Annotated in this window: 20 protein-coding genes and 3 tRNA genes; 8 read left to right on the top strand and 15 right to left on the bottom strand. The window is 33.8% G+C overall.

The annotated features are described in order from the left end of the window. Positions 1-20: 20 nt before the first annotated feature. From HME7025_RS07130 to HME7025_RS07105, 6 genes are read left to right on the top strand one after another with little or no spacing between them, the layout of a single operon-like run. On the top strand, positions 21-614 hold the full coding sequence (locus HME7025_RS07130) for a bifunctional nuclease family protein (RefSeq protein ID WP_109325039.1): 594 nt from the start codon (positions 21-23) through the stop codon (positions 612-614). Next, positions 611-1,495, top strand: coding sequence for a cell division protein FtsX (locus HME7025_RS07125; RefSeq protein WP_109322972.1), 885 nt, complete (start codon positions 611-613; stop codon positions 1,493-1,495). Before HME7025_RS07130 ends, HME7025_RS07125 begins: the two co-directional genes overlap by 4 nt. A 1-nt stretch (position 1,496) precedes the next feature. After that, a complete protein-coding gene (locus HME7025_RS07120; protein ID WP_109322971.1) occupies positions 1,497-1,709 on the top strand; it encodes a DUF3098 domain-containing protein in 213 nt (70 codons plus the stop codon). Then, positions 1,709-2,497 (top strand): undecaprenyl-diphosphate phosphatase, encoded by a 789-nt coding sequence (locus HME7025_RS07115; RefSeq protein ID WP_109322970.1) that lies wholly within the window; start codon positions 1,709-1,711, stop codon positions 2,495-2,497. The genes HME7025_RS07120 and HME7025_RS07115 overlap by 1 nt, the downstream gene beginning before the upstream one ends. Further along, positions 2,485-3,174, top strand: coding sequence for a tRNA pseudouridine(55) synthase TruB (gene truB, locus HME7025_RS07110; RefSeq protein ID WP_109322969.1), 690 nt, complete (start codon positions 2,485-2,487; stop codon positions 3,172-3,174). The genes HME7025_RS07115 and truB overlap by 13 nt, the downstream gene beginning before the upstream one ends. Continuing rightward, positions 3,158-4,105 (top strand): bifunctional riboflavin kinase/FAD synthetase, encoded by a 948-nt coding sequence (locus HME7025_RS07105; RefSeq protein WP_109322968.1) that lies wholly within the window; start codon positions 3,158-3,160, stop codon positions 4,103-4,105. The genes truB and HME7025_RS07105 overlap by 17 nt, the downstream gene beginning before the upstream one ends. Here the strand turns inward: HME7025_RS07105 and pheA are convergent. Beyond that, positions 4,079-5,158 carry a prephenate dehydratase gene (gene pheA / locus HME7025_RS07100; RefSeq protein ID WP_109322967.1) on the bottom strand — a complete coding sequence of 360 codons (1,080 nt, stop codon included), beginning with the start codon at positions 5,156-5,158 and terminating at the stop codon, positions 4,079-4,081. The genes HME7025_RS07105 and pheA overlap by 27 nt on opposite strands. Positions 5,159-5,247: 89 nt before the next feature. On the opposite strand from pheA, the gene HME7025_RS07095 reads away from it, so the two are divergent. Then, a complete protein-coding gene (locus tag HME7025_RS07095) occupies positions 5,248-6,342 on the top strand; it encodes a glycosyltransferase family 4 protein (RefSeq protein ID WP_109322966.1) in 1,095 nt (364 codons plus the stop codon). On the opposite strand, the gene HME7025_RS07090 is transcribed toward HME7025_RS07095, so the two are convergent. From HME7025_RS07090 to HME7025_RS07080, 3 genes are read right to left on the bottom strand one after another with little or no spacing between them, the layout of a single operon-like run. Then, on the bottom strand, positions 6,332-7,525 hold the full coding sequence (locus HME7025_RS07090; RefSeq protein ID WP_109322965.1) for an MraY family glycosyltransferase: 1,194 nt from the start codon (positions 7,523-7,525) through the stop codon (positions 6,332-6,334). The two genes, HME7025_RS07095 and HME7025_RS07090, sit on opposite strands and share 11 nt — an antisense overlap. A 4-nt stretch (positions 7,526-7,529) precedes the next feature. After that, positions 7,530-8,078 (bottom strand): WcaF family extracellular polysaccharide biosynthesis acetyltransferase, encoded by a 549-nt coding sequence (locus HME7025_RS07085; RefSeq protein ID WP_109322964.1) that lies wholly within the window; start codon positions 8,076-8,078, stop codon positions 7,530-7,532. Further along, the gene (locus tag HME7025_RS07080) at positions 8,075-8,959 is read right to left on the bottom strand and encodes a glycosyltransferase family 2 protein (RefSeq protein WP_109322963.1); all 885 of its coding nucleotides are present in this window, start codon (positions 8,957-8,959) and stop codon (positions 8,075-8,077) included. The genes HME7025_RS07085 and HME7025_RS07080 overlap by 4 nt, the downstream gene beginning before the upstream one ends. A gap of 203 nt (positions 8,960-9,162) precedes the next feature. On the opposite strand from HME7025_RS07080, the gene HME7025_RS07075 reads away from it, so the two are divergent. Further along, a complete protein-coding gene (locus HME7025_RS07075; protein WP_109322962.1) occupies positions 9,163-10,302 on the top strand; it encodes a glycosyltransferase in 1,140 nt (379 codons plus the stop codon). On the opposite strand, the gene HME7025_RS07070 is transcribed toward HME7025_RS07075, so the two are convergent. From HME7025_RS07070 to HME7025_RS07020, 11 genes are all read right to left on the bottom strand, one after another. Further along, the gene (locus tag HME7025_RS07070) at positions 10,288-11,475 is read right to left on the bottom strand and encodes a glycosyltransferase (protein ID WP_109322961.1); all 1,188 of its coding nucleotides are present in this window, start codon (positions 11,473-11,475) and stop codon (positions 10,288-10,290) included. The genes HME7025_RS07075 and HME7025_RS07070 overlap by 15 nt on opposite strands. A gap of 22 nt (positions 11,476-11,497) precedes the next feature. Further along, positions 11,498-12,796, bottom strand: coding sequence for a hypothetical protein (locus tag HME7025_RS07065; RefSeq protein WP_109322960.1), 1,299 nt, complete (start codon positions 12,794-12,796; stop codon positions 11,498-11,500). Between the two features lie 57 nt (positions 12,797-12,853). After that, positions 12,854-12,927 (bottom strand) — tRNA-Arg (locus HME7025_RS07060). 60 nt (positions 12,928-12,987) lie between these two features. Beyond that, a tRNA-Pro gene (locus tag HME7025_RS07055) sits at positions 12,988-13,061 on the bottom strand. A gap of 11 nt (positions 13,062-13,072) precedes the next feature. Then, positions 13,073-13,159 (bottom strand) — tRNA-Ser (locus HME7025_RS07050). 63 nt (positions 13,160-13,222) lie between these two features. Continuing rightward, positions 13,223-14,719, bottom strand: a complete 1,497-nt coding sequence (locus HME7025_RS07045) for a glutamate synthase subunit beta (protein ID WP_109322959.1) — start codon at positions 14,717-14,719, stop codon at positions 13,223-13,225. Positions 14,720-14,728: 9 nt separating this feature from the next. After that, entirely contained in the window at positions 14,729-19,297 is a 4,569-nt protein-coding gene (gene gltB / locus HME7025_RS07040) for a glutamate synthase large subunit (protein ID WP_394336385.1), read from the bottom strand. Positions 19,298-19,499: 202 nt separating this feature from the next. Next, positions 19,500-19,937 carry an STAS domain-containing protein gene (locus HME7025_RS07035; RefSeq protein WP_109322958.1) on the bottom strand — a complete coding sequence of 146 codons (438 nt, stop codon included), beginning with the start codon at positions 19,935-19,937 and terminating at the stop codon, positions 19,500-19,502. Next, positions 19,927-20,874: a phosphoribosylaminoimidazolesuccinocarboxamide synthase gene (locus tag HME7025_RS07030; protein ID WP_109322957.1), complete on the bottom strand. Its 948-nt coding sequence runs from the start codon at positions 20,872-20,874 to the stop codon at positions 19,927-19,929. Before HME7025_RS07030 ends, HME7025_RS07035 begins: the two co-directional genes overlap by 11 nt. 2 nt (positions 20,875-20,876) lie before the next feature. Then, on the bottom strand, positions 20,877-21,419 hold the full coding sequence (locus tag HME7025_RS07025) for a hypothetical protein (protein WP_109322956.1): 543 nt from the start codon (positions 21,417-21,419) through the stop codon (positions 20,877-20,879). A 1-nt stretch (position 21,420) separates the two neighbouring features. Further along, entirely contained in the window at positions 21,421-21,942 is a 522-nt protein-coding gene (locus HME7025_RS07020; RefSeq protein ID WP_145962625.1) for a hypothetical protein, read from the bottom strand. Between the last annotated feature and the right edge of the window lie 232 nt (positions 21,943-22,174).

Below are 22,174 nucleotides of genomic sequence, written 5' to 3'. Positions count from 1 at the left end.
TTGTTTTTTAAAATGTAGCCTTGAACGATTATTTAAAATTAAGTATAGTTTCTGTATCTCCTAGTTCAGTTGGAGCGAGTTCTTTTATTCTCCTCCTGCAATCAGAAGACCACCCCAACTTACGTTTTCCAATCGTAATTGGGAATCAAGAAGCTCAAGCTATTTCTGTTTACCTAGAGCAAATTCAGACTAGTAGACCTTTAACACACGATTTATTTATTCAAGTGATTGAAAAATCAAATTTGGATTTAAATCGTGTGTTAATTACAGATTTCAAAGAAGGCATATTTTATGCTAAAATCGAATTTTTTCAGGATGGTTCACTAATTGAAATGGATGCTCGTCCGAGTGATTCTATAGCATTGGCATTACGAGCTCAAAAGCACATTTACATTAAAGAAAGTTTGCTGAAGTCTATCTGTATCCCAGATGAAGAAGAAGAGGATGAAATAGAAGAAGACCTCTCCTTTTCAGTGGATATTCCTGTTTATCAACCTAGTACTATCAGTATTGCAGAGTTAGAAGAGCTTTTACAAAAAGCACTTTTAGAAGAAAATTACGAAGAAGCTGCTAGATTAAGAGATCAAATTGAAGTATTAAATAATCAAAAATGAAATATTCCAAAGCTAAGCCGAGTTCTACCAACGTGTTGTTGATTTTCTCCATTTCTAGTTTGGCCTTTATTATCTGTGTATTCTTTCAATTATTTGTAGGTATAAAATCCTGGGGAGACGATATCAAATCACAGATGAAAATGTATGTATACATGGAAGACTCTTTAAGTAGTCAACAATTGATTGAATCTTACAAAATGCTAGCTAAAAAGCCATTTATTCAAACATTGGGTGTAAAAAAAGATGTTTCATTTGTTTCTAAAGATAAAATTGCCTCCGATTTTTTAAAGTCGAATCATGAAAATTACCAAGACCTACTAGGAGAAGATAATCCATTTAAAAACCTCTTCATTTTAAGTATTGCTGAAGAGTATAAATCTGGTAAATCTTTTGAAAAAATAGCAAGTGAATTAAAGAATTTTCCAGGGGTATATGAAGTAACTTACCCAAATACTTTTTTAGACTCATTCCTATCTAAAATTAAGCATGTAGGCTGGATTATTTTGGTGTTTATTATTATTCTAAGTGGATTCGTATACCTTCAATTGTCCAATTACATTCGATTGAATATTCATAGTAATCGGGTATTAATTAAAACAATGCAATTATTGGGGTCAACAAATGCGTTTATACGTAAACCCTATTTATTAAACTCTCTATTATTAGGTTTATTAGGAGGAGGTTTAGGTTATTTAGTATCCAATGGCGTTTTTTATTACTTTATTCAAAACTTACCTGAAACAGGTTTTCTATTTTTTGATGTAAGTAATCAGCTTAAATTATTCTTATTAGCAGTACTAAGTTCTTCTCTTTTCAGTGTTATTTCAACCTATTTTTCACTGAATCGATATTTAAAGATTCAACACACTAACTTATTTTAATATGGAAAATTCATCTAACTCCAACTTCCCATTAGACAGAAAAGATATCTTGATTTTAATAGCTGGACTATGCATCATGATTATCGGTTTTTTTGTCATGACCTTAGATAAAGAACCTTTCGGTTTTGGATTTTTGGGAATCACATTAGGTCCTATTTTAGTGCTCATTGGACTTATTATTCCTATTTTTTCCTTGTTTAAAATAAAGAAATAATGAATCAGTTTTTAGAAGCTATTGTGCTTGGAATTGTAGAAGGATTAAGTGAATTTTTACCTATTTCTTCTACGGCTCACATCATTGTAGCTGAAAAATTGTTAGGAATTGAATCATCCAAATACCTGAATTTTTTTACTGTATTTATACAATTAGGGGCCATTGCCGCTGTTCCTTTTTTGTATTTTAAGCGTTTATTTCAATCGATTAGTGTCTATAAATACATTATCGCTTCCTTTATCCCTGCCGCAATTTTTGGAGTTTTGTTAGATGATTTATTGGAATCCCTATTTCAGGGTTATTGGTTTATTGCAGGTTCTTGGTTTATAGGTGGTTTGTTATTGATTAAAATTGATGATTGGGTGAAGGATAAAGACCATCAACATGACAATATTGATAAAATGTCAATATCACAGTCAATAAAAATTGGATTATATCAATGCTTAGCCATGATTCCTGGAGTTTCACGTTCAGGAGCATCCATTATTGGTGGAAGATTAGTCGGTTTAAATCATCGAGCAGCAGTAGAATTTTCATTTTTACTCGGTATCCCAACCATTTTGGGTGCATGTGCTAAAAAATTAGTAGACTATCGTCATGATCTTGATATTATTTTAAATCCAACTAACAGTATTTCATTGTTAGTCGGAGCCGTGATTAGTTTTGTAATTGCCTTACTTACCATTCGCTGGATGGTTGATTTAGTGAATAAATTTGGCTTTAAATTCTTTGGATATTATCGAGTTTTAGCTGGTATCTTTTTAGCAATATACTTGTGGATGAATTAGTACCCATAGAAGAAAAATTCTATTTGATTGATAAGCCCAAAACGTGGACTTCTTTTGATGCCGTTCGAAAGATCAGAAATTTGGGTAAGTTTAAAAAAATAGGTCATGCTGGCACATTAGATCCTTTAGCTACTGGTTTATTGATTATCTGTGTTGGTAAATACACCAAAAAAATTGAGTATTTTCAATCACTCCCTAAAACCTATACCGGTTCTTTTGTTTTAGGTAAAACGACTCCTTCCATCGATTTAGAAACGGAATTTGATGAAGAGTATCCGATTGACCATATCACACCACAGCTATTAGAAGCAGCTAGGCTATCTTTGTTAGGTGATATCGAACAAGTCCCTCCTATCTATTCGGCTGTTAAACAAAATGGTCAACGACTCTATGTTCAAGCGAGAAAAGGTTTGACTGAAAAAGATGTTGAAATTAAAATTCGACAAGCTAGTGTGTATGAATTTGAGATAGATACTTCGGCATTTCCGGAAATTCAATTTAAAATTAGATGTTCCAAAGGAACGTACATTCGTAGTATCGTGAGAGATTTTGGATATTTTCTAAATTCAGGTGCTTATTTAAATGAGTTAGTTAGGAGTCAAATTGGAGATTATTCGCTAGAAAAAGCGCAATCCATAGAGAAATTTAGTGCTGATCAATATGAAATACTTTTATAGTTTCCCAGAAATACCTTTGGTTGAGCAATCTGTTATTACGATAGGTATGTTTGACGGAGTGCATTTGGGACATGCAAAAGTATTATCTGAGTGTGTCCATATTGCGAAACAAAAAGGAATTTGTTCCATTGTTATTTCATTTAGTAATCACCCTGCCTCCTATTTTAATCAAAAGTATGATTCGAAGAATAGTCTGTTGAGTCCTGATAAAGAAAAAATTCAATGGATAGAGTCACTTGGTATTGATTATTTATTTATGATACCATTTGACCACTATATGGCTCATTTACCTGCAGAGAGTTTCATGGAGGACATATTGCGGGCTAAATTTGGGATAAGTGATTTAGTTTTAGGCTATGATAATCGATTTGGTTATCAACGTAAAGGCTCTGTTGAATTTGTCAACGAACACTATGCTAATCAAATTAATGCCTATTCTATTGATGTAGCGAAATTAGATGATGAAATCATTAGTTCATCCGTGATTAAAGAATACATCATACAAGGGAATATCAAGAAGGCAAATACCATGCTTGGTAGAAACTACTCTTTAAAAGGAAAAGTAATTCATGGTAATCACAAAGGCCGAGAACTAGGTTTTCCTACAGCTAATATTGAATTAGAAGATGCAGATAAATTAATACCTGGATTGGGCGTATATGTTAGTTATTTGAAAATAGATGGGAAATGCATTGGTGGCGTCACCAATATCGGTAAAAGGCCCACTTTAACAAATGACACCTATGTTTCCATAGAATCTCATCTGTTTGATTTTCAAGAGGATATATACGAAAAAGAAGTTGAGTTAGAACTTCTTGAGAAAATTCGTGATGAGAAAAAATTTAATTCACTTCCAGAATTGATAGAGCAAATTTCACAAGATGTTAATTGGGCTAGAACCCAATTAACAAAGATTCATATAGCTACCTAAGAAAATAATTTCGTCTTTTCTTTTGTTCAAAATCTGTTGAACATTATCGTCTAACTTATTTCCTTCAATATCAATAAAGAACCAAAACTTAAACTCGTGTGTGTCCTTTTGAGGTCTGGATTCAATCTTTAATAAGTTGATTTGAACATCTTCAAAGTCCTTTAACAAAGATAATAATGCCCCTGGTTTATCATCATGTTTAAGTTTTATCGCTAAGCTAGTTTTATCTTTATCCGTTTTCTTCAAATTTTCTACTTTAGAAATAATGAAAAAACGAGTTTGATTCGCCTCACTATCTTGGATATTATCAAATAAAATCGGTAATGAATAAATTTTAGCAGCAATGTGAGAACAAAGTGCTGCTGCTTTAGTGTCTTCTACTGCTAATTTCGCTGCTTTAGAAGTGGAATCCACTTGAACAAAGAAATCCTCGGGTTTATGACTAAAATAGTCTTGTAAAAAGCCTTTGCATTGTTGAAAGGCAATATCTTTTGAATATATTTTTTGAATTTGATGGATGGAATTCTCTTTCGATGCTAAACAGAAATTGACAGGAATTATAATTTCTGAAATAATAAACAGATTGCGTTCATTGAGAAGGTCCATTGTCTCTTTGACCATCCCCTCTTGATTATTTTCAATGGGAACAACTCCATATTTAGCTCTACCCGTCTCTACTGAATCAAACACAGAGCGAATGGAGGGTAATGAAATATAGTCGGCTACAGCACCAAATCTACTTTCTGCAGCTTGATGTGTAAAGCTGCCTTCTGGTCCTAAAAATGAAATGATTTCTGGTAATTCTAAATTTCTTGATACTCCGAATATTTCTAAAAATATAGCTTCAATAGCAGCTTTGCTTAATTTACCAGTGTACTTAGATGCTAATCGGTCAACAATTTCCTTTTCTCTATCCGGATGATAAATAACGGTATTATTTTCTCTTTTTAAGCGACCAATCTCTTCAACAAATTCCATGCGTTTTACTAGCAGCTTTAATATAGAATCGTCAATGCTATCAATGCTTTCTCTTAATTGTTGTATGCTTTTCATTCGGGATAATTTTCAATGCAACCCAAAATTACTAATTTTGATCAGTAGTCGATGTTTTTATTCATATTAGCTCACTTTAATTTTGTTTAATGTCAAAAAAGAAAATATTATTCTTCTCTAGTAACTTTAATCGTACTGGTGCAGAGATAGTCTTATTTGATATTTTACATCAAATAGATAGTGAAAGATTTGAAATTGGCTTGGTTCTATTAGAACCTAATGGTTCTTTACTCAGTCAATTAGCACCTCATATTCAAGTATATTACTTAGATGTTCAATTTTCTTTCTGGGATAAACTGAAATTTCACGTAGGTCAAGATATCGTGCTTCAGCGTATACGCGAAATACAACAACAATTTGGAGCTTCAATTTGGTATATTAATACCATACAAAATGCTTTTTTATTGCAGTACAAGCAACATTTTAATATCTCTACATTTCTTCATGTTCATGAGTATTTATACAATTTTGAGCAATTAGAGATTAAAGATTGTAAACGTATGTTTGATCAAGTCGATTACTTGGTCACATGTTCTGACCTAGTTCAACAATTCTTTGCTCCTATTTTTTCGAAAACAAGTTTCGTATTTCATTCGAGCATAAATAAGAATTTCATCGATAAATGCCTAGCTACACAATCGAGAAAAAAAATTTCCAAAAAAAGAATAGTCTCCTCTGGTACTATATGTTATCGTAAAGGCGTAGATATTTTCCTTCAAACCAGTTTGCTTGTTAATCCAACTGAATTTGAATTTATTTGGCTTGGTAAATGGGCTAATAACGGCTATGCCGAAGTTATACGTCGGCAATTATTAACAGGAAATTATCCAGCGGTTCAATTTTTAGAAAACCTGAGTCCTGAAGAGTATTATCAAGTAATATCAAGTGCTGATGCTTTCATAACTTGCTCTAGAGAAGAGAGTATGGGATTGGTGGCAATGGAGGCTATATATTGTGGCGTTCCTGTCTTAGCGACCAATTCTGGAGGTTCTAGCCTAATGGTCAATGAAACAAATGGTATTTTAAGTCAAGATTTTAGGCCTGAAACCTTAGCTAAAGAATTAACTAGCTTACTATCCAGCGAATTTGACAAAATCAAGATGCGAGAAAGCCTTTCTAATTTTGAAATACAATCAGAATGTCAAAAATTGGAATATTATTTATTAAATGCCCCTACTCTGTAATTGGCGGCTGGTTACTGGATAAATTAGTATTCTTTTTCTCTTCTACCAATTGAAGTCGCTTGACTTTATCAATTTTAGTATACTTCAATCGATCTACTGTGTTTGTATCAATATTTCTTGATAATAAATAAGCAGTATAGCAGTAAATTAAAAAAGTAACTAATAGCCCAAATAATACTTCATGGTTGGAATATTCATGACGAATAATGGTATATAAGGCTAATACGCTTAGATTAAATGCAATCAGAATCATAGTTGCCCAAAAGTGACTAAATCCATTATCAATTAACACATGATGTAAATGTTTTCTATCTCCTTTGAAAGGTGATACTCCTGTAGATATACGTATGATAAACATACGTAAAGTGTCAAAAAGTGGCAATAAGAGTATAATAATCGTCAATATAGGAGCATCTTTGACCAATCGCGGATCATAAACGTATGAACTATTATAGACTATATATTTAACGGCAAAAAAGGCCAATAGAAATCCTAAAATCATGGATCCTGTATCTCCCATGAATATTTTATTTTTAGTAGACCAATTGAATCGTAAAAATCCAACTAATGAACCTGCTAAGGAAAGAGCTAAAGTAGCTAAAGCAAATAATCCAAGACTATAAAATAGATAAGCAAATATGGCTGATGCTACAAAACCTACTGTCCCTGCTAAGCCATCAATACCATCTAATAAATTGATTGCATTGATAATGGCAATGATGATAAACAAAGTAAAAGCAATGCTAATAATATATGGAATATGATGGATATTAAATAAGCCAAAGAAAGTAGAAATTCGTAAATCTCCAAAAGTGATTAATAACAGTGAAGCCGCTATTTGAATAAATAATTTCTTTTTAGGAGATAAGATCAATATATCGTCTTTAATTCCTAAAAAGAATAAAATAATAAGGGCAGCCACAGCTAGGTGTATTTCATGTCCTTCATTTGGATTATCCCAGATAAAATAGCTGATCAAAGTAGCTGCAAAAATAGCTACCCCACCTAAAGTAGGTGTTAATTCTTCATGTGAACTTCTCAATTCAATTTCTGCCATTAAGTCTTTCAATTTCGAAATATTAATAATGACAGGTATAGCCGTTACAGTCACCACAATGGATACTATAAAGGAAACAATGATTTGAAACTCTTTATTACTTAATAATTGCAAATATTCATTCATTGTACTAGCTGATTTCTCTTTGTTTAACTACTTGTGCCGGATTACCCTGATTAATGGTATATGAGGCTAAATCTTTACTGGTGAATGACCCTACAGTTAAGACACTGTGAGATTTCAATTTTACACCTCCACTTACAATGGATTTAGCTCCAACCCATACCCCATCTTCTATATCTATTCCTTGCGTAAATAAATCAAAAGACGACTTTTTATAATCATGATTACCTGTGATAAGTAATGCCCCTTGTGAGATACATACATGGTTTCCTATCCTAATCTCAGATAGATTATCAAGCCATGCTTCCTCTCCCAACCATACATAATTACCTAGCACTAATTTCCAAGGAAATTTAATCTTTACCCAAGGTTTAATCACAACATGATGACCAATTTTTGCTCCAAAAAACCTCAAAATATTAACCTTTATAACATTGGGATATGGAATATTAGTCAAAAAAAATACATTAGAAAATAGAAGCCATACTAAATATTTCAATTTAGCTGTAATTCCAGGTGATCCCTCGCCAGTAAATGTGCTCAAATCAGTTTTCAAACTATTTCCTTTAAGGCTTCTTTTATCCTTGTTTTATCAAAATCAAAGGAATTCTCAAATTCATATACTTTTGCATCTACTAAGAATCGATACCAAAATACTTGAAGGATATTCCACATTAAACCACGTATTCCATCTAAAATCCCTAATCGAAAAAAATAGGAATAATGAAACAGAAGAATCGATCGTACAAAAATAGGGCTTTTGTTGTAAAAAGATTTTAATATATGAATGATGAGATCTTTTATCGGCAATTTATCTTGTAACTGATCCGCTTGTAAGTACCTGTGTTTTAAAACTTCTAAGGACTCTCTGCTAGCATATAAATTGTGTTTTTGAGTCCACCAAGTTAAATTGTTCAAATTATGATCAATGATCAAATTCTTTAAATTATAGGTGTTAGGTTGTTTCAACACTATTTTTTCATCCATCCATTTATCATCACATTGACCTTCTCCTCTTTTCCAAATGCGTAATAACCAGATTGGGTTTGTCATCCCATATTGTATGATTCCGCCCATGAAGAAAACTTTTCTTTGCATGTAAAAACCATTGATAGAACTAAGAGCTTCATCATTTAAACAAGCGTGAATTTCTTCAATTAAAGAATCACTTAAAAGCTCATCACAATCCACACGTATAATGTAATCTGTTTCAAATGGATAAATTTCCAATGCCTTATTAATTTGATTGGCATGGTGTATGAATTTATTTTGTACAACAGGAATGTTATACTTGGCTGCAATAGCTAAAGTATTATCAGTTGAAAATGAATCAATAATGAATATCTGATTGCTTAGTTTTTGAACATTATGAATGCATCTTTCTAAATGAATTTCTTCATTATAAGTAAGCAACAATACACCGATCGTTTTTTTCAATGCTTAATCTATTCAAATCTTATTTGAAACAATATGACTTAATTGAAATTAGTCATTATCTCGCAATTTAAGATATATAATTGAAATATGGCAAATATGGTATTCTAGAAATAAATGGTTAAACCTAATCCTAGACAGATATTACAATTGGATTCATTGTCATATTTAAAAAAGGGATTAGTTTTGTTCTTGAAATTCAATCTATGAGAATTCTTATTTTTCACAATTTATTATGGTCGCAATACAAATCCGTTGTATTTGAAAAAGTAGCGGAAATTTGTGTTGAAAACCAAGATGAATTATTAGTCATAGAAACAACAATTACTGAAGCAGGAAGAGAAGACTTAGTTGATTTCGATTTATCTACTTATCCGTATAAATTCCCAGTTAAACTATTGAGCACGAAACCATTGCAACATATTTCCCCATGGAAAGTGGGGTTTGAGTGGTTCAAGATTATACTGCAATTTAAGCCAGATGTTATCAATTTTACCGGCTATGCTGAAGCAGCAGCTTTGCCAACATTGTTACTTTGTAAACTACTAGGAATTAAAACCATCATGACTATTGAATCCGTTAGGAATCAATCTGAAAAACAAGGCGGTATCATCCATTTAAGTAAATCCATTATAAAATCGGCCATATTTAAATTAACTACCGGTTTTTTTAGTTATGGTATCAATTCCAATCAGTTTTTATTTCGTTCTGGAGTTGCCAAAAAGAAAATTCTCTCTTTTTTGAATTCCTTTGATAAAATCAAATTCAAACAGCAATTAGGTAATGAGATATCAAATCCATTAGTTCCTAATAACCAGCCGTATTTGCTCTATGTTGGACGTTTGTCCGAGGAAAAAAATCTGTTCGAGTTATTGAATTTGATGAAAGAACTACCCTACACATTAAAAATGGCTGGGAACGGTCCTCTTTATGACGAATTACAAGAAATGATTCAAAGTGAACAAATAGCTAATGTTCATTTATTAGGTACTGTCGCATGGTCAGAATTGGCTGATTTATATAAAAATGCTTCTAGTTTGGTGTTGGTTTCTACTTCCGAAACTTGGGGGATGGTTGCCAATGAAGCTCAAGAATTAGGCAAACCCGTTATTTGTACCGAAGCATGCGGTTGTGCCAATGATTTAATCATTGATGGCTTTACTGGACTAGTGATTAAGCGCTTGGATGATTCCACGGAACGAGAGCGAATCAAACACTTTTTAGATAAATTACCACTAAATGCAGCTAAGTACCATGAAAATTCATTGAGAAATTCTAAAATCTTTGAAGTAGATAAATTAGCCAGTGAAATGTATCAAGGCTTTCGTAAACTAACGATTAATTAATTGATCCAGTTTAATTTCAATAGCCTCGTAAGAGTAATTTCGTTTAGCAAATTCTCTCCCCTTTTGGCCCATTTCTATTCTTTTATTTGAATCGGCAATTAGATCCATTAAGGCATCTTTCAGTGAAGTGTCTTCTAGTTTTATCACTTTTGCACATGCTTCATTCTTTATATCCATAGCAATCCCAACGTGTTCGGATATGATTACAGGAATTTCGCAAAGCATCGCTTCAACCACTGACATACCAAAATTTTCAGATAGAGATGGTAATATAAATACATCAGAATCAGCTAATAAGTCTATACCCTCATTCGGAGAAAGCAAACCTGTAAAAATAATGTGTTTTTCTATTTGCTTTTGCTCAATAATGGCTCTTAGTTCATTGATGTAGTTATCTTCTTCAGAACCCGCAATGACATATACAATAGTGGGGTAATTTTGGATTAATTCTGGTAATATTTCTAATACAAAATTGATTCCTTTTTTGATGGTCACACGACCAAAATGTGTAAGTATGATTTGATCTTTTGAAATAGAAAATTTACTTCGAAACGTTCCCTTTTCAGGAAGATTATCGAATTTTTGTACATCAACAATGTTAGGAATAATAGATGATTTCAAAGGAATCGACAAGAATTTCTTCACCTTCAATTCTTCATCTTGAGTGGAAAATAGAATCCGATGCGCTTTCATCAACATCTTTTTCACATATAAGCTAAAAAAGAATCTTTTGAATTTGGAAGATTTAAGATGAAAGGTTTCATCATATAAACTTCCATGTGGAATTACCACATAAGGCACTTTATGCCATTTACAAGCTAAATAGGCCGCCAAAATAGGGAAATTCCAAACGGCTTGAAATACAACCATGTCGAACTGACGAGTATGCTTCAATAGCCAAAAAAATATACCTGGAGAGAAAGTAAAGTTAGAATATCCGTAAAAAGGAAAACGCCATATGGGATACGAAAACTCAGAAATAGATTTTTCGCCTACAGTAATTTGCTCTAGTTGAGCTTTTGAAAGTCCTTGGGTTGTTGTTACTACTTCAATTTGGCAATTAATATCTTCTAAGGCCTTAGAAAAGGTTAAATTGGTAAATATAGGCCCTCCTATTGAAATGGCAGGATAGTAAGCAGGAGAAACTTGTAAAACTCTTTTCTGAGTTGGCATATAAGGTTAGTCAATAGCAATTCTAAAGTTGACTTTCAATTTCATTTTTATCCTTGACCATTTCAACGTTCATGAATCGAATAAATATCAAAAATGAAACCCAATAAGCGAAGTCCATTGGCCTACCTGAGGTAAACATTCCAACAAATGTATTTAGATAGAATAGGCCTATAAAATTTTGGAAGATAATTTGGGATTTAAAGCAACGGTAAGCAAAATAAAGAAATGCTACATGGAAACTTGCAAAGAGAATAAATCCAAATACGCCAAAATTAACGAGTGACTCTAACATAGGAATATCAATGTATCGATAACGATAGCCATGGCCAAATATAAAATCGATCCTACTCGTACTCCACAACTGCTTTATATAATTAATATTATTAACGCGACCCATCGCTGATTCATCTACCTCTGAACTTTTACCAAGGGTAACACCAGTGCTCATGGCACGAATAAACAAATTGAAAAACGAATTGTAATAAGAATCAATTAATTCTACGATTCTCAATTTAGTAGCGAAATAATACAAATTCCCAATTACGAGGGCATAGAAAATATAGGATTGCCTCTTAATATTTGAAAATATACTTTTCACAGGAACCATGAAAAATAACATACAAGGCAGTGCCATTAGCACGGTTAGAATCGTTGCTCTCGTTTGAGTTAATATAATGACAATTAAGCTAAACCAAACGTTGATATGGGCTAATAATCTAGTTAAATAGACATGAGGCACTTTGATCGAATCCCAGCTCCTATTAATGATCAAAAATGAAATTAAAAAGCCAGCCAATCCATTTCTACTATAGATATATGGATTACCAGTAAAATTCTCCGTTGTCTTACTCGTGTATTGAACAGTGGCTCTTGTTCCAAATACATAATTTGGATTAGTTGCAACAGAATAGATTAGAGCACAACTTGTTAAAAATGTGATAATCAATATCAATACAGGCAAATACTTTTGCACTTGATTGTCGACACGCAATAAGGAAAAGAAAAACCCAAAAATTAAGGCAAAATTGATTAAATCCGTATTAAACATGGTCATTTCTTTATTCATCAAAAAGAAATAAATCATGGCTACACTGAAAAATGTACCGCCCAATAACAAAAGGAAAGTATTGGGTTTGTGCCCAACTTTAGCATGGAAATGGTTTAGCATGAAGAGCAAACCAGAAACGTATACAATACCTGTAAATACGGAACCTCCACCGAAGCCTAGCTTTTCTTTGAAAAAATAAATTAATGGAGGAGCAATCCAGAATATCAATATTCCTATCGCATTTTTAACCAAGGTGATTTGCTTAATGGTCAACGCTTTGAAGGAAGGCTAGAAATGATTGATACGATTCGAAAGTCTAAAGACTTTTTGTGATTCCGTTTGGATTCGAACCAAAGACCTACTGCTTAGAAGGCAGTTGCTCTATCCAACTGAGCTACGGAACCTAAAAATAAATAGTCAATTTATTCTTGGTGCAAGCACTGTTAAATAAATTGACTATGTTGTCGGGGTGGCAGGATTCGAACCTACGACCTCTTGGTCCCAAACCAAGCGCGATACCGGGCTACGCTACACCCCGAAAAAACACTGCGGAGAGAGAGGGATTCGAACCCTCGGTACCGTTGCCAGTACGACAGTTTAGCAAACTGTTCCTTTCGGCCTCTCAGGCATCTCTCCTAGCATTTAAGAGAGCACAAATGTAGTAATTTTTTTTGAATATCGAAATTCAAAAATGAAAATTTATTTAAAAATATCGAAACTTGAGACACTTTTTCCTTCCAAGCTCGTTTTGCCCATTAAAAACTGATCAATATTTCTAGCAGCCTCTCTACCCTCGGAAATTGCCCATACTACTAAGGACTGTCCACGTCTGGCATCACCTGCCACAAAAATCTTTTCTTGAGCAGATTGATAGTTTCCGTTAGCTACAATATTTCCTCTTTCATCAGCAGAAATTCCAGTTTCAGTTAGCTCTTGAAAAAGGTTACCGTGATCCGTGTGTAAGAATCCAGCAGCAATTAAAGCCAAATCACAAGGGATTTCACGAATGTTTTCTACTTTTTGCTCCATCTTTCCATTCGACATATCATAAGTAATGTCTCCAATCTTAAGCGCTACCAATTCATTCTTATCATTTGTAATGAACTCTTGTAATGAAATAGACCATAAACGGTTGGCACCTTCTTCATGTGAAGTAGAAGTACGTAACATATTTGGCCAATTGGGCCAAGGTGTATTTTCTGCACGATCAACAGGTGGCTTAGGCATTACTTCAATTTGAGTAATCGATGCAGCTTTATGGCGATTGGATGTACCTACACAATCTGATCCCGTATCTCCCCCACCAATAACAACCACATGTTTACCTGTAGCCAAAATATTACTATTAGTATATTCTTCTCCTTTATGATTTACCTCTAAAGCAATATGGGCATTGCGTTTATTTTGTTGAGATAAAAATTCCATGGCAGGATAAATACCTGTAGCATCACTTCCTTTTGTATTAATTAATCGAGGTGTTGTCGAACCTGTTGCAATTAAAATAGCATCATATTCATTGGTCAATTTGGAAACTTTGTAGTTAACTCCAATATGAACATTGGTTTTAAATTCAACACCCTCCTTTTCCATGACAGCCACACGACGATCTACTACAGATTTATCCAATTTAAAATCTGGTATTCCATAACGTAATAGACCACCTATACGATCCGCTCTTTCAAATACGGTAACTGAATGTCCCACTTTATTTAACTGTGCTGCTGCTGCTAATCCAGCAGGACCAGAACCAACTATGGCAATTTTCTTTCCAGTTCTTTTAGTTGGAACAAATGGAACTACCCATCCTTCAGAATATGCCTTTTCAATGATTGATTTTTCAATCAATTCAATCGCAACTGGTGGTTTATTTATACCTAAAACACAGGCCGATTCACATGGAGCAGGACAAATTCTCCCCGTAAATTCTGGGAAATTATTAGTCGAACTCAATATTTCATAGGCATATTTCCAATTTTGCTCATAAACTGCATCATTGAATTCAGGTATAATATTACCTAAAGGACATCCACTATGACAAAAAGGTGTACCGCAATCCATGCAACGGCTTGCCTGCTTTTCAGTCTCTTCGGATGAATTTAATAATTCAATTTCTTTATAGTCATTGATACGCTCAGAAACTTCTCTCTTCGCAGAGGTTTTTCTATCAACTTCTAAAAAACCTGTTGGCTTCCCCATTTTCAATAATTAGTTTAATTCTACTTTAATATTTTGGTATACTTTGTCTTTGTCATTCAATACATCTGTGATGCTTAAATGTCTACTTGCCAAGGCATTTCTATAATCAATTGGTAATACTTTTTTGAATAAACTTGTCATTGAATTAAAGTTATCCATGACATATTTCCCTTTTACTGAACCAGTTAATTCAACATGCTTAGCTAAATACATAGAAACGATTTGAATATCTTCTTGATTTAAATCAGTAATCTCAACCATTTCACGATTTACCTTAGATTCAAAGTCATTCTTCTCATCTAAAATGTAAGCCACACCACCAGACATACCTGCACCAAAGTTTCTACCAGTTGCTCCTAAAATTAGGACTAAACCTCCAGTCATGTATTCACAACCATGGTCACCTATACCTTCTACTACCACTTTGGCTCCTGAGTTTCTAACACAGAAACGTTCTCCGGCCATACCAGCTAAATAAGCTTCACCTGAAGTGGCACCATAAAAGGATACGTTACCCACGATAGAATTTTCTGCCGCAATAAACTTGGCTGCTGGAGATGGATAAGCAATCAATATAGCTCCACATAGACCTTTTCCAATATAGTCATTAGCATCTCCTTCGATTTCGAATTTCAAACCTTTAACTGAAAAGGCACCGAAAGATTGACCAGCAGTTCCTTTAAATTTAATATGAATTAAACCATCTGGAAGTGCTTTATCTCCGTATTTCTTGGTGATTTCATTCGATAGAATGGTACCTACTGAACGATTTACGTTAATGATATTAAATTCACCATTCACTTGTTTCTTCGAATCAATCGCAGCTTGAGCAATCTTCAAAATTTGCCAATCCAATTGATCTACTAAACCGTGATCTTGCTCTTCCGACTTAAACACAGCCACTCCTTCAGCAGGATTGGAAGGTTTTAAGATAGGTGATAAATCAATATGCTTAAATTTCCAATGTGAGGAAACGTCAGCCATGCATAAATAATCCACACGACCAATCATTTCTTCAATTTTACGGAAACCTAATTCCGCCATAATCTCACGTAATTCTTGAGCTAAGAAATGGAATAAATTAACCACATGTTCTGGCTTACCAGTATATAAAGCTCTCAGTTCTGGGTTTTGTGTAGCAACTCCCACAGGACAAGTATTTAAATGACACTTACGCATCATAATACATCCTGCAGTAACCAAAGCTGCTGTCGCAACCCCAAATTCTTCCGCTCCCAATAATGCTGCAATAGCAATATCGCGACCCGTCTTAATTTGTCCGTCTGTTTGAATCGTTACACGACCTCTTAACTTATTTTTAACTAAAGTTTGATGTGTTTCTGCTAAACCAAGTTCCCAAGGTAAACCTGCATGACGAATGGAAGATAAAGGAGATGCACCTGTTCCTCCATCATAACCAGCAATCAAAATATGGTCAGCATGTGCTTTAGCAACACCAGCAGCAATGGTACCTACTCCTGCTTCAGAAACTAGTTTCACAGAAATTCGTGCAGCTCTATTGGCATTTTTCAAATCAAAGATTAACTGTGCCAAATCTTCAATCGAATAAATATCATGGTGTGGCGGAGGTGAAATTAAACCTACACCAGGTGTAGAATGACGAGTTTTACCGATCCAATCATCTACTTTATGTCCTGGTAGTTGTCCACCTTCTCCTGGTTTAGCACCTTGAGCCATTTTAATTTGAAGCTCTACTGCATTAGTTAAATAATTAGCAGTTACTCCAAATCTACCCGATGCCACTTGTTTAATAGCTGAATTCATGGAGTCTCCATTCTTCATTTTTTCAAAACGAATTGGATCTTCTCCTCCTTCTCCCGTATTAGATTTACCTCCAATTCGGTTCATGGCAATAGCCAAGGTGGTATGTGCTTCGTAAGAAATAGAACCAAACGACATCGCACCTGTTGCAAAACGTTTTAAAATGCTTTCAATAGGCTCAACTTCATCAATAGAAATAGAATTAGCATTTTTGAAACGCAATAAACCTCTTAGAGTAATTGACTTCTTACTTTGATCATCAATTAACTTAGAATACTTTTTGTAAGTAGAATAATCGTTAACCTTTGTTGATTGCTGTAAAAGATGAATCGTCTGTGGATTAAATAAATGTTCTTCTCCACGTTGCTTCCATTGGTAAATACCACCCACTTCTAATTTCGGATGATCTGATTTCAATAAAGCAAAACCAGATTGATGTTTAATTAAAGCTTCTTTGGCAATCGTATCTAAATCAACTCCATTAATTCTAGAAATAGAACCACTGAAATAATTATCAACTACATCTTTGCCCAAACCAAGAATTTCGAAAATTTGTGCTCCTTGGTAAGATTGCAAAGTAGAAATACCCATTTTAGAGAAAATCTTCAATAATTCTCCATTAACAGCTTTAATATAATTGTATTCTAACTTTTCATAGGATAAACTTTGATCTACCAAATGATTGTCCTTCATAGCTTTGATCGTTTCAAAAGCCATATAAGGATTAACAGCCGAAGCTCCATATCCAATTAAAGTAGCAAAGTGATGCGTTTCCCAAACATCGCCAGCTTCAATTATAATACCTACTTTAGCACGTTTTTTCGTACGAATTAAGTGATTATGAACTGCACCCAAAGCTAATAAAGATGGAATTGGTGCATGTGATGAATCAATTCCGCGATCAGTCAATAAAATAATTGAATAACCATCATCAACAGCATCTTCGGCATATTGACAAATACGGTTTAATGCTTTTTTCAAAACACCCGACTCTTCCGAGGAACGGAAAGTCATATGAATGGATTTAGTCTGAAAATTAGCATGATCAATCCAACGAATCTTTTCTACTTCTTTATTACGAAGTACAGGTTGTTGAATTTCGATTTGTCTACAATGACTAGGTGTTTCATCCAATAAGTTGGACAAACCGCCAATATCAGTCAATAGAGACATAACCATTCGTTCACGAATAGGATCAATCGGCGGGTTGGTTACTTGAGCAAATAGTTGCTTGAAATAGCTAGAAAGATGTTGTGCTTTATCAGACAAAACGGCTAATGGTGTATCAATACCCATAGACCCTAATGCTTCCTTACCTGTTTCAGCCATTTGTGCTAAGACAACTCGGATATCTTCTGTAGTAAAACCAAATATCTGTTGACGAGAAATTAACTCAACTGGTTTAGGTTGACGGTATTCACTTCCAGCTTCAGGTAAATCCTCTACTCGAATTTTATTTTCTCGCAACCATTGTCCATAAGGTTGTTGCTGACAAATTTTTTCTTTTAATTCTTCATCTGGAATGATTCTACCCTGCTCCATATCAACAACGAACATCTTTCCAGGTTGTAAACGACCTTTAGAAACAATAGTAGCTGGATCTAAATCCAAAACCCCTGCTTCTGATGCCATGATCACATGATCATCTTCCGTTACCCAATATCTAGATGGACGTAATCCATTTCTATCTAAAGTAGCCCCAATCATTTTACCATCGGTAAATGAAATCGAAGCTGGACCATCCCAAGGCTCCATCATGGCAGCATGATACTCATAGAAATCCTTTTTATAGCTTTCCATGGATTCATTACCATCCCATGCTTCAGGGATTAACATCATCATGACATGAGGCAAGCTACGTCCACTTAAATATAAAATTTCAATAGCATTATCGAGAATGGCTGAATCTGATTGGCCTAAACTACAAACAGGCAAAATCATATCTAGTTCTTCTTGTGTAAAATACTTACTAGAGAACAAAGCTGATTGAGCTTGCATCCAGGAAGAGTTACCTTTTACCGTATTGATTTCTCCATTATGAGCAATGTAACGGAAAGGCTGAGCTAATCTCCACTCAGGAAATGTATTAGTCGAGAAACGTGAGTGAACAATAGCTAAGGCAGATGTAAAGTTCTCTTGGAACAAATCCTGGAAATAACCAGGAACCTGCATGGTTGTCAACATACCTTTATAAATAATGGTACGGCATGACAATGACGCAAAATAGAATTTACCATTTAGTTGAACAATCGTCTCATTCAATAAACGAGTCACATATTGACGGAAAACATATAGTTTTCTTTCAAAGTCTATTTCACTTAAACACGATTCAGGTCTTTCTATGAATAATTGCTGAATGGAAGGCTCTTCATTTCCTGAGTCTGCGCCTAAGATTTCTGAATTGTCTACTGGTACAGTTCTGTAACCAAGGATACGTAAACTTAATTTCTTAGCTTTTCTTTCAATGATTTCTTTACACTCTTTAATAAGAGTTTCATCTTTGGGAAAGAATACCATTCCTACGCCATATTGACCTAAGGATGGTAAAGTAAATCCTAATTTAGCTGTTTCTTCGAAAAAGAATTCATGAGGTAATTGAACTAATACTCCGGCTCCATCACCTGAATTAGGATCACAACCGCAAGCACCACGGTGGTCCATACGAATCAACATCTTAATTGAATCTTGTACAATTCGATGCGATTTAATGCCTTTCATACTGGCTACAAAACCAATACCACAAGCATCATGCTCAAATTCTTTCCGATACAATCCCTCTTCATTCATGACTTCCATAAGAAACTATTAATATTCTAATAATAAACTAAAAATTCTCAACAAAATTAAATATCAGTAATGGTTGCTAATTTGATATTTATATAAGCAATATCAAATTTAATCAAAAATATATTTGGCAATTCATTGAATAAACAAAATATAATACTGTTTTTAAAATATCACTAAACAAGTACAAAATATCTTGCTAGAGTACAATTAATTAGTAATCATCACCGTAATCAGATGATTCCCCTCCGAATTCATTCTCCTCTTCCCCTTCTCCATCACCAAAATCATTTTCCAAATCATTTAGATAAATGGCATCTACGCCTTCTCTTACTGTATTCAAAATAGTTAGGTTTTCTATTTTGGCTTGATCTAATCGCTCTACTACTGATTCTTCTTTACTTACTACTACAAATAAGCCTGACTCATTGGAACAAATTTTTGTTCCTTTACGAATCGCAGATACGCCATATCCATCCAATTCTGTGACTTTGGAGATATTTAATATCATATTAGTATACTCTTTCTTAAAAAGCAATCGAACGACATTTTCTAATTCTTCATAATTGCTTTGAACCAAGTTTTCGCCTTTCCAATCAATTAAAGCATAACTTTCGTTTTGATCAAGTTGAAATAAAGCATTAGTCGACATTTTCTAAATATTGGTTTACGTGATTAAATATACGTTGTTCTAAATTTTCTTGTGGTTCTTTCTGAAATTTCTGCCCTGTGATTTCTTCATATAAAAGAATGTAGCGATTAGAAATTTCTGTTACAAATTCATCTGAGATATTAGGGACTACTTGCCCTTCTTTACCTTGAAAACCATTAGCTATAAGCCACTCTCGTACAAATTCTTTGGATAACTGCTTTTGAGGCAATCCTTTTTCCAATAATTCTTGATACGTGTTGGCATAGAAATAGCGAGATGAATCAGGAGTATGTATCTCGTCCATTAACATGATTTGACCGTCCAATAGTCCAAATTCATATTTGGTATCCACCAAAATTAAACCTTTTTCTTTGGCCATTTGGGTACCACGATCAAATAATGCCAATGCTTTTTGACATAATTGATTCATGATATCTGGAGATACGACACCTAATTCTAAAATTTTTGCCACGGAAATATCTTCATCATGACCTTCACTGGCTTTAGTAGTAGGTGTAATAATCGGAGTTGGTAATCGATCATTTTCTTTCAAGCCCTCAGGTAATAATACACCACAGACCTCCCTTTTGCCCGCCTTATATTCACGCCATAAATGACCAGCTACATAACCACGTACAACCATTTCTATAGGAATAGGTGTGCATTTATAGCCGTAAGCCGCATTAGGGTCTGGTGTATCAATTAACCAATTGGGAATTACATCTCGTGTCTTATTCAAAAAATAGGCAGCAATTTGATTCAAAACCTGTCCTTTAAAAGGAATAGTTCTTGGAAGAATTACATCAAAAGCAGAAATACGATCGGATGTAACCATCAATAATCGATCAGCTCCGATACTATATACGTCTCTTACTTTGCCACGATAAAAAGCCGTTTGGTTTTTAAAATTGAAATGACCTTGAGCCTTATTTTCCATGATTAATAAATTAAAATTCTCTCTTTCTTTTTCATTAAATCCAACAATCCCAATGCTTCTTTGGTATTAATTCGATTCATATTTTGCTGTTCTTGCAGCCACTGATTTTGTTTTGCCATTTTCAAAACGGGAAGAAGTTTTCTCCATTTAAAGGCATATATCTCATATTGCTTGATAAGCGTATCTGAAAGTGGATTGTCTTTAATTCCTCTTTCAATCAAAGAAATAGCTTGGTCAATGTTTCCTTGCTTTTCTAAAATGGCCGCTTCAATTAATAATTCATTTGAATCAGTACTAGAAAATCGCATGTTATTCTCTACCAATTGATTCAATCGAATATTTAATAAAGCTTGCGTTTTCTCTAATTCTTTGTTGATGAAAATATCTTTACCCTTTGCTTTTCGTATCCAAAACAAGGCTTCTGCATTTCGCTTATTCTTGATTAGATAGTTAACCTGCTGAATATCTATATTGTATACACTAGCCCTATTTGAAAATAGGCCCTGATAAATCAATAAAAAAATGTACAAATAAGATGTAAACAAACTATATCTTAATTATATGCAGAATAAAGAGTAAATCTGATGTGATTAATATCAATAACAAAATTAATAAATATACCTTCATATCGACTAATTCAGTCCAATTATTCGAGCTAAGAAAAGTAAAATAGGAAGTTTCTTGGTTGGTTAGGGTAAATTCCTGACTTGCATTTCCCTTTTTTACCAATTTCGTTATTGGGCTAAACTCTTGAATCCCTCCTTTTCTGTCTCCTGATTTGGAACTTGCATCTTGTAGGATGGAATGTCTTAAGTTTAATACCTCAGGATTTTCAATCAAACTAAGAAATGAATGCAATGGTGTTGCTGGAATTAAAGTCTCTAACTTCTTATTCTTGAATTGAGAAATTACAAGACTGACGTAAACTGGTTGTGTCCGTTTTAAATCTTCACTAATCACAGATTGTGCCTCTTGCCAACTTTCTTTCGACAAAGTATAATACTGGGGAACTTGATAAATGGCTTTTACAGGTTCAGCAAGGTTTTTAGACGAATTATTAGGTTCCAAATAGGAAATGAAAAGCCAGAAAAAAAGTAAAAAAATACTTAACCTAGCCAATATCTTAAAAATAAATATCCCTGAAATACGGAAAATACCTCTTGAATTTCGCCAATATCTCCACAGTATAAGGAGATAAATGACTGAAAATAAACTCAATAGAATAATAAATAGTTGTGTGAAATTCATTAAGTGAGCTTAAAAACAATTCAAAAGTAAATTACTATTTTTACAATTCTTA

Source organism: Aquirufa nivalisilvae (assembly GCF_003143535.1).
Lineage (GTDB): Bacteria > Bacteroidota > Bacteroidia > Cytophagales > Spirosomataceae > Aquirufa > Aquirufa nivalisilvae.
The sequence above is the reverse complement of the archived record's forward strand: the minus strand, read 5'-3'. Positions and strand labels throughout refer to the sequence as shown.

Coding starts and splice junctions, on each gene's coding strand:
- HME7025_RS07105 (WP_109322968.1), top strand. CDS start 3,158: ATGAAATACTTTTATAGTTTCCCAGAAATACCTTTGGTTGAGCAATCT.
- HME7025_RS07120 (WP_109322971.1), top strand. CDS start 1,497: ATGGAAAATTCATCTAACTCCAACTTCCCATTAGACAGAAAAGATATC.
- gltB (WP_394336385.1), bottom strand. CDS start 19,297: ATGGAAGTCATGAATGAAGAGGGATTGTATCGGAAAGAATTTGAGCAT.
- pheA (WP_109322967.1), bottom strand. CDS start 5,158: ATGAAAAGCATACAACAATTAAGAGAAAGCATTGATAGCATTGACGAT.
- HME7025_RS07075 (WP_109322962.1), top strand. CDS start 9,163: ATGAGAATTCTTATTTTTCACAATTTATTATGGTCGCAATACAAATCC.
- HME7025_RS07115 (WP_109322970.1), top strand. CDS start 1,709: ATGAATCAGTTTTTAGAAGCTATTGTGCTTGGAATTGTAGAAGGATTA.
- HME7025_RS07045 (WP_109322959.1), bottom strand. CDS start 14,719: ATGGGGAAGCCAACAGGTTTTTTAGAAGTTGATAGAAAAACCTCTGCG.
- HME7025_RS07095 (WP_109322966.1), top strand. CDS start 5,248: ATGTCAAAAAAGAAAATATTATTCTTCTCTAGTAACTTTAATCGTACT.
- HME7025_RS07070 (WP_109322961.1), bottom strand. CDS start 11,475: ATGCCAACTCAGAAAAGAGTTTTACAAGTTTCTCCTGCTTACTATCCT.
- HME7025_RS07030 (WP_109322957.1), bottom strand. CDS start 20,874: ATGGAAAATAAGGCTCAAGGTCATTTCAATTTTAAAAACCAAACGGCT.
- HME7025_RS07035 (WP_109322958.1), bottom strand. CDS start 19,937: ATGTCGACTAATGCTTTATTTCAACTTGATCAAAACGAAAGTTATGCT.
- HME7025_RS07125 (WP_109322972.1), top strand. CDS start 611: ATGAAATATTCCAAAGCTAAGCCGAGTTCTACCAACGTGTTGTTGATT.
- HME7025_RS07090 (WP_109322965.1), bottom strand. CDS start 7,525: ATGAATGAATATTTGCAATTATTAAGTAATAAAGAGTTTCAAATCATT.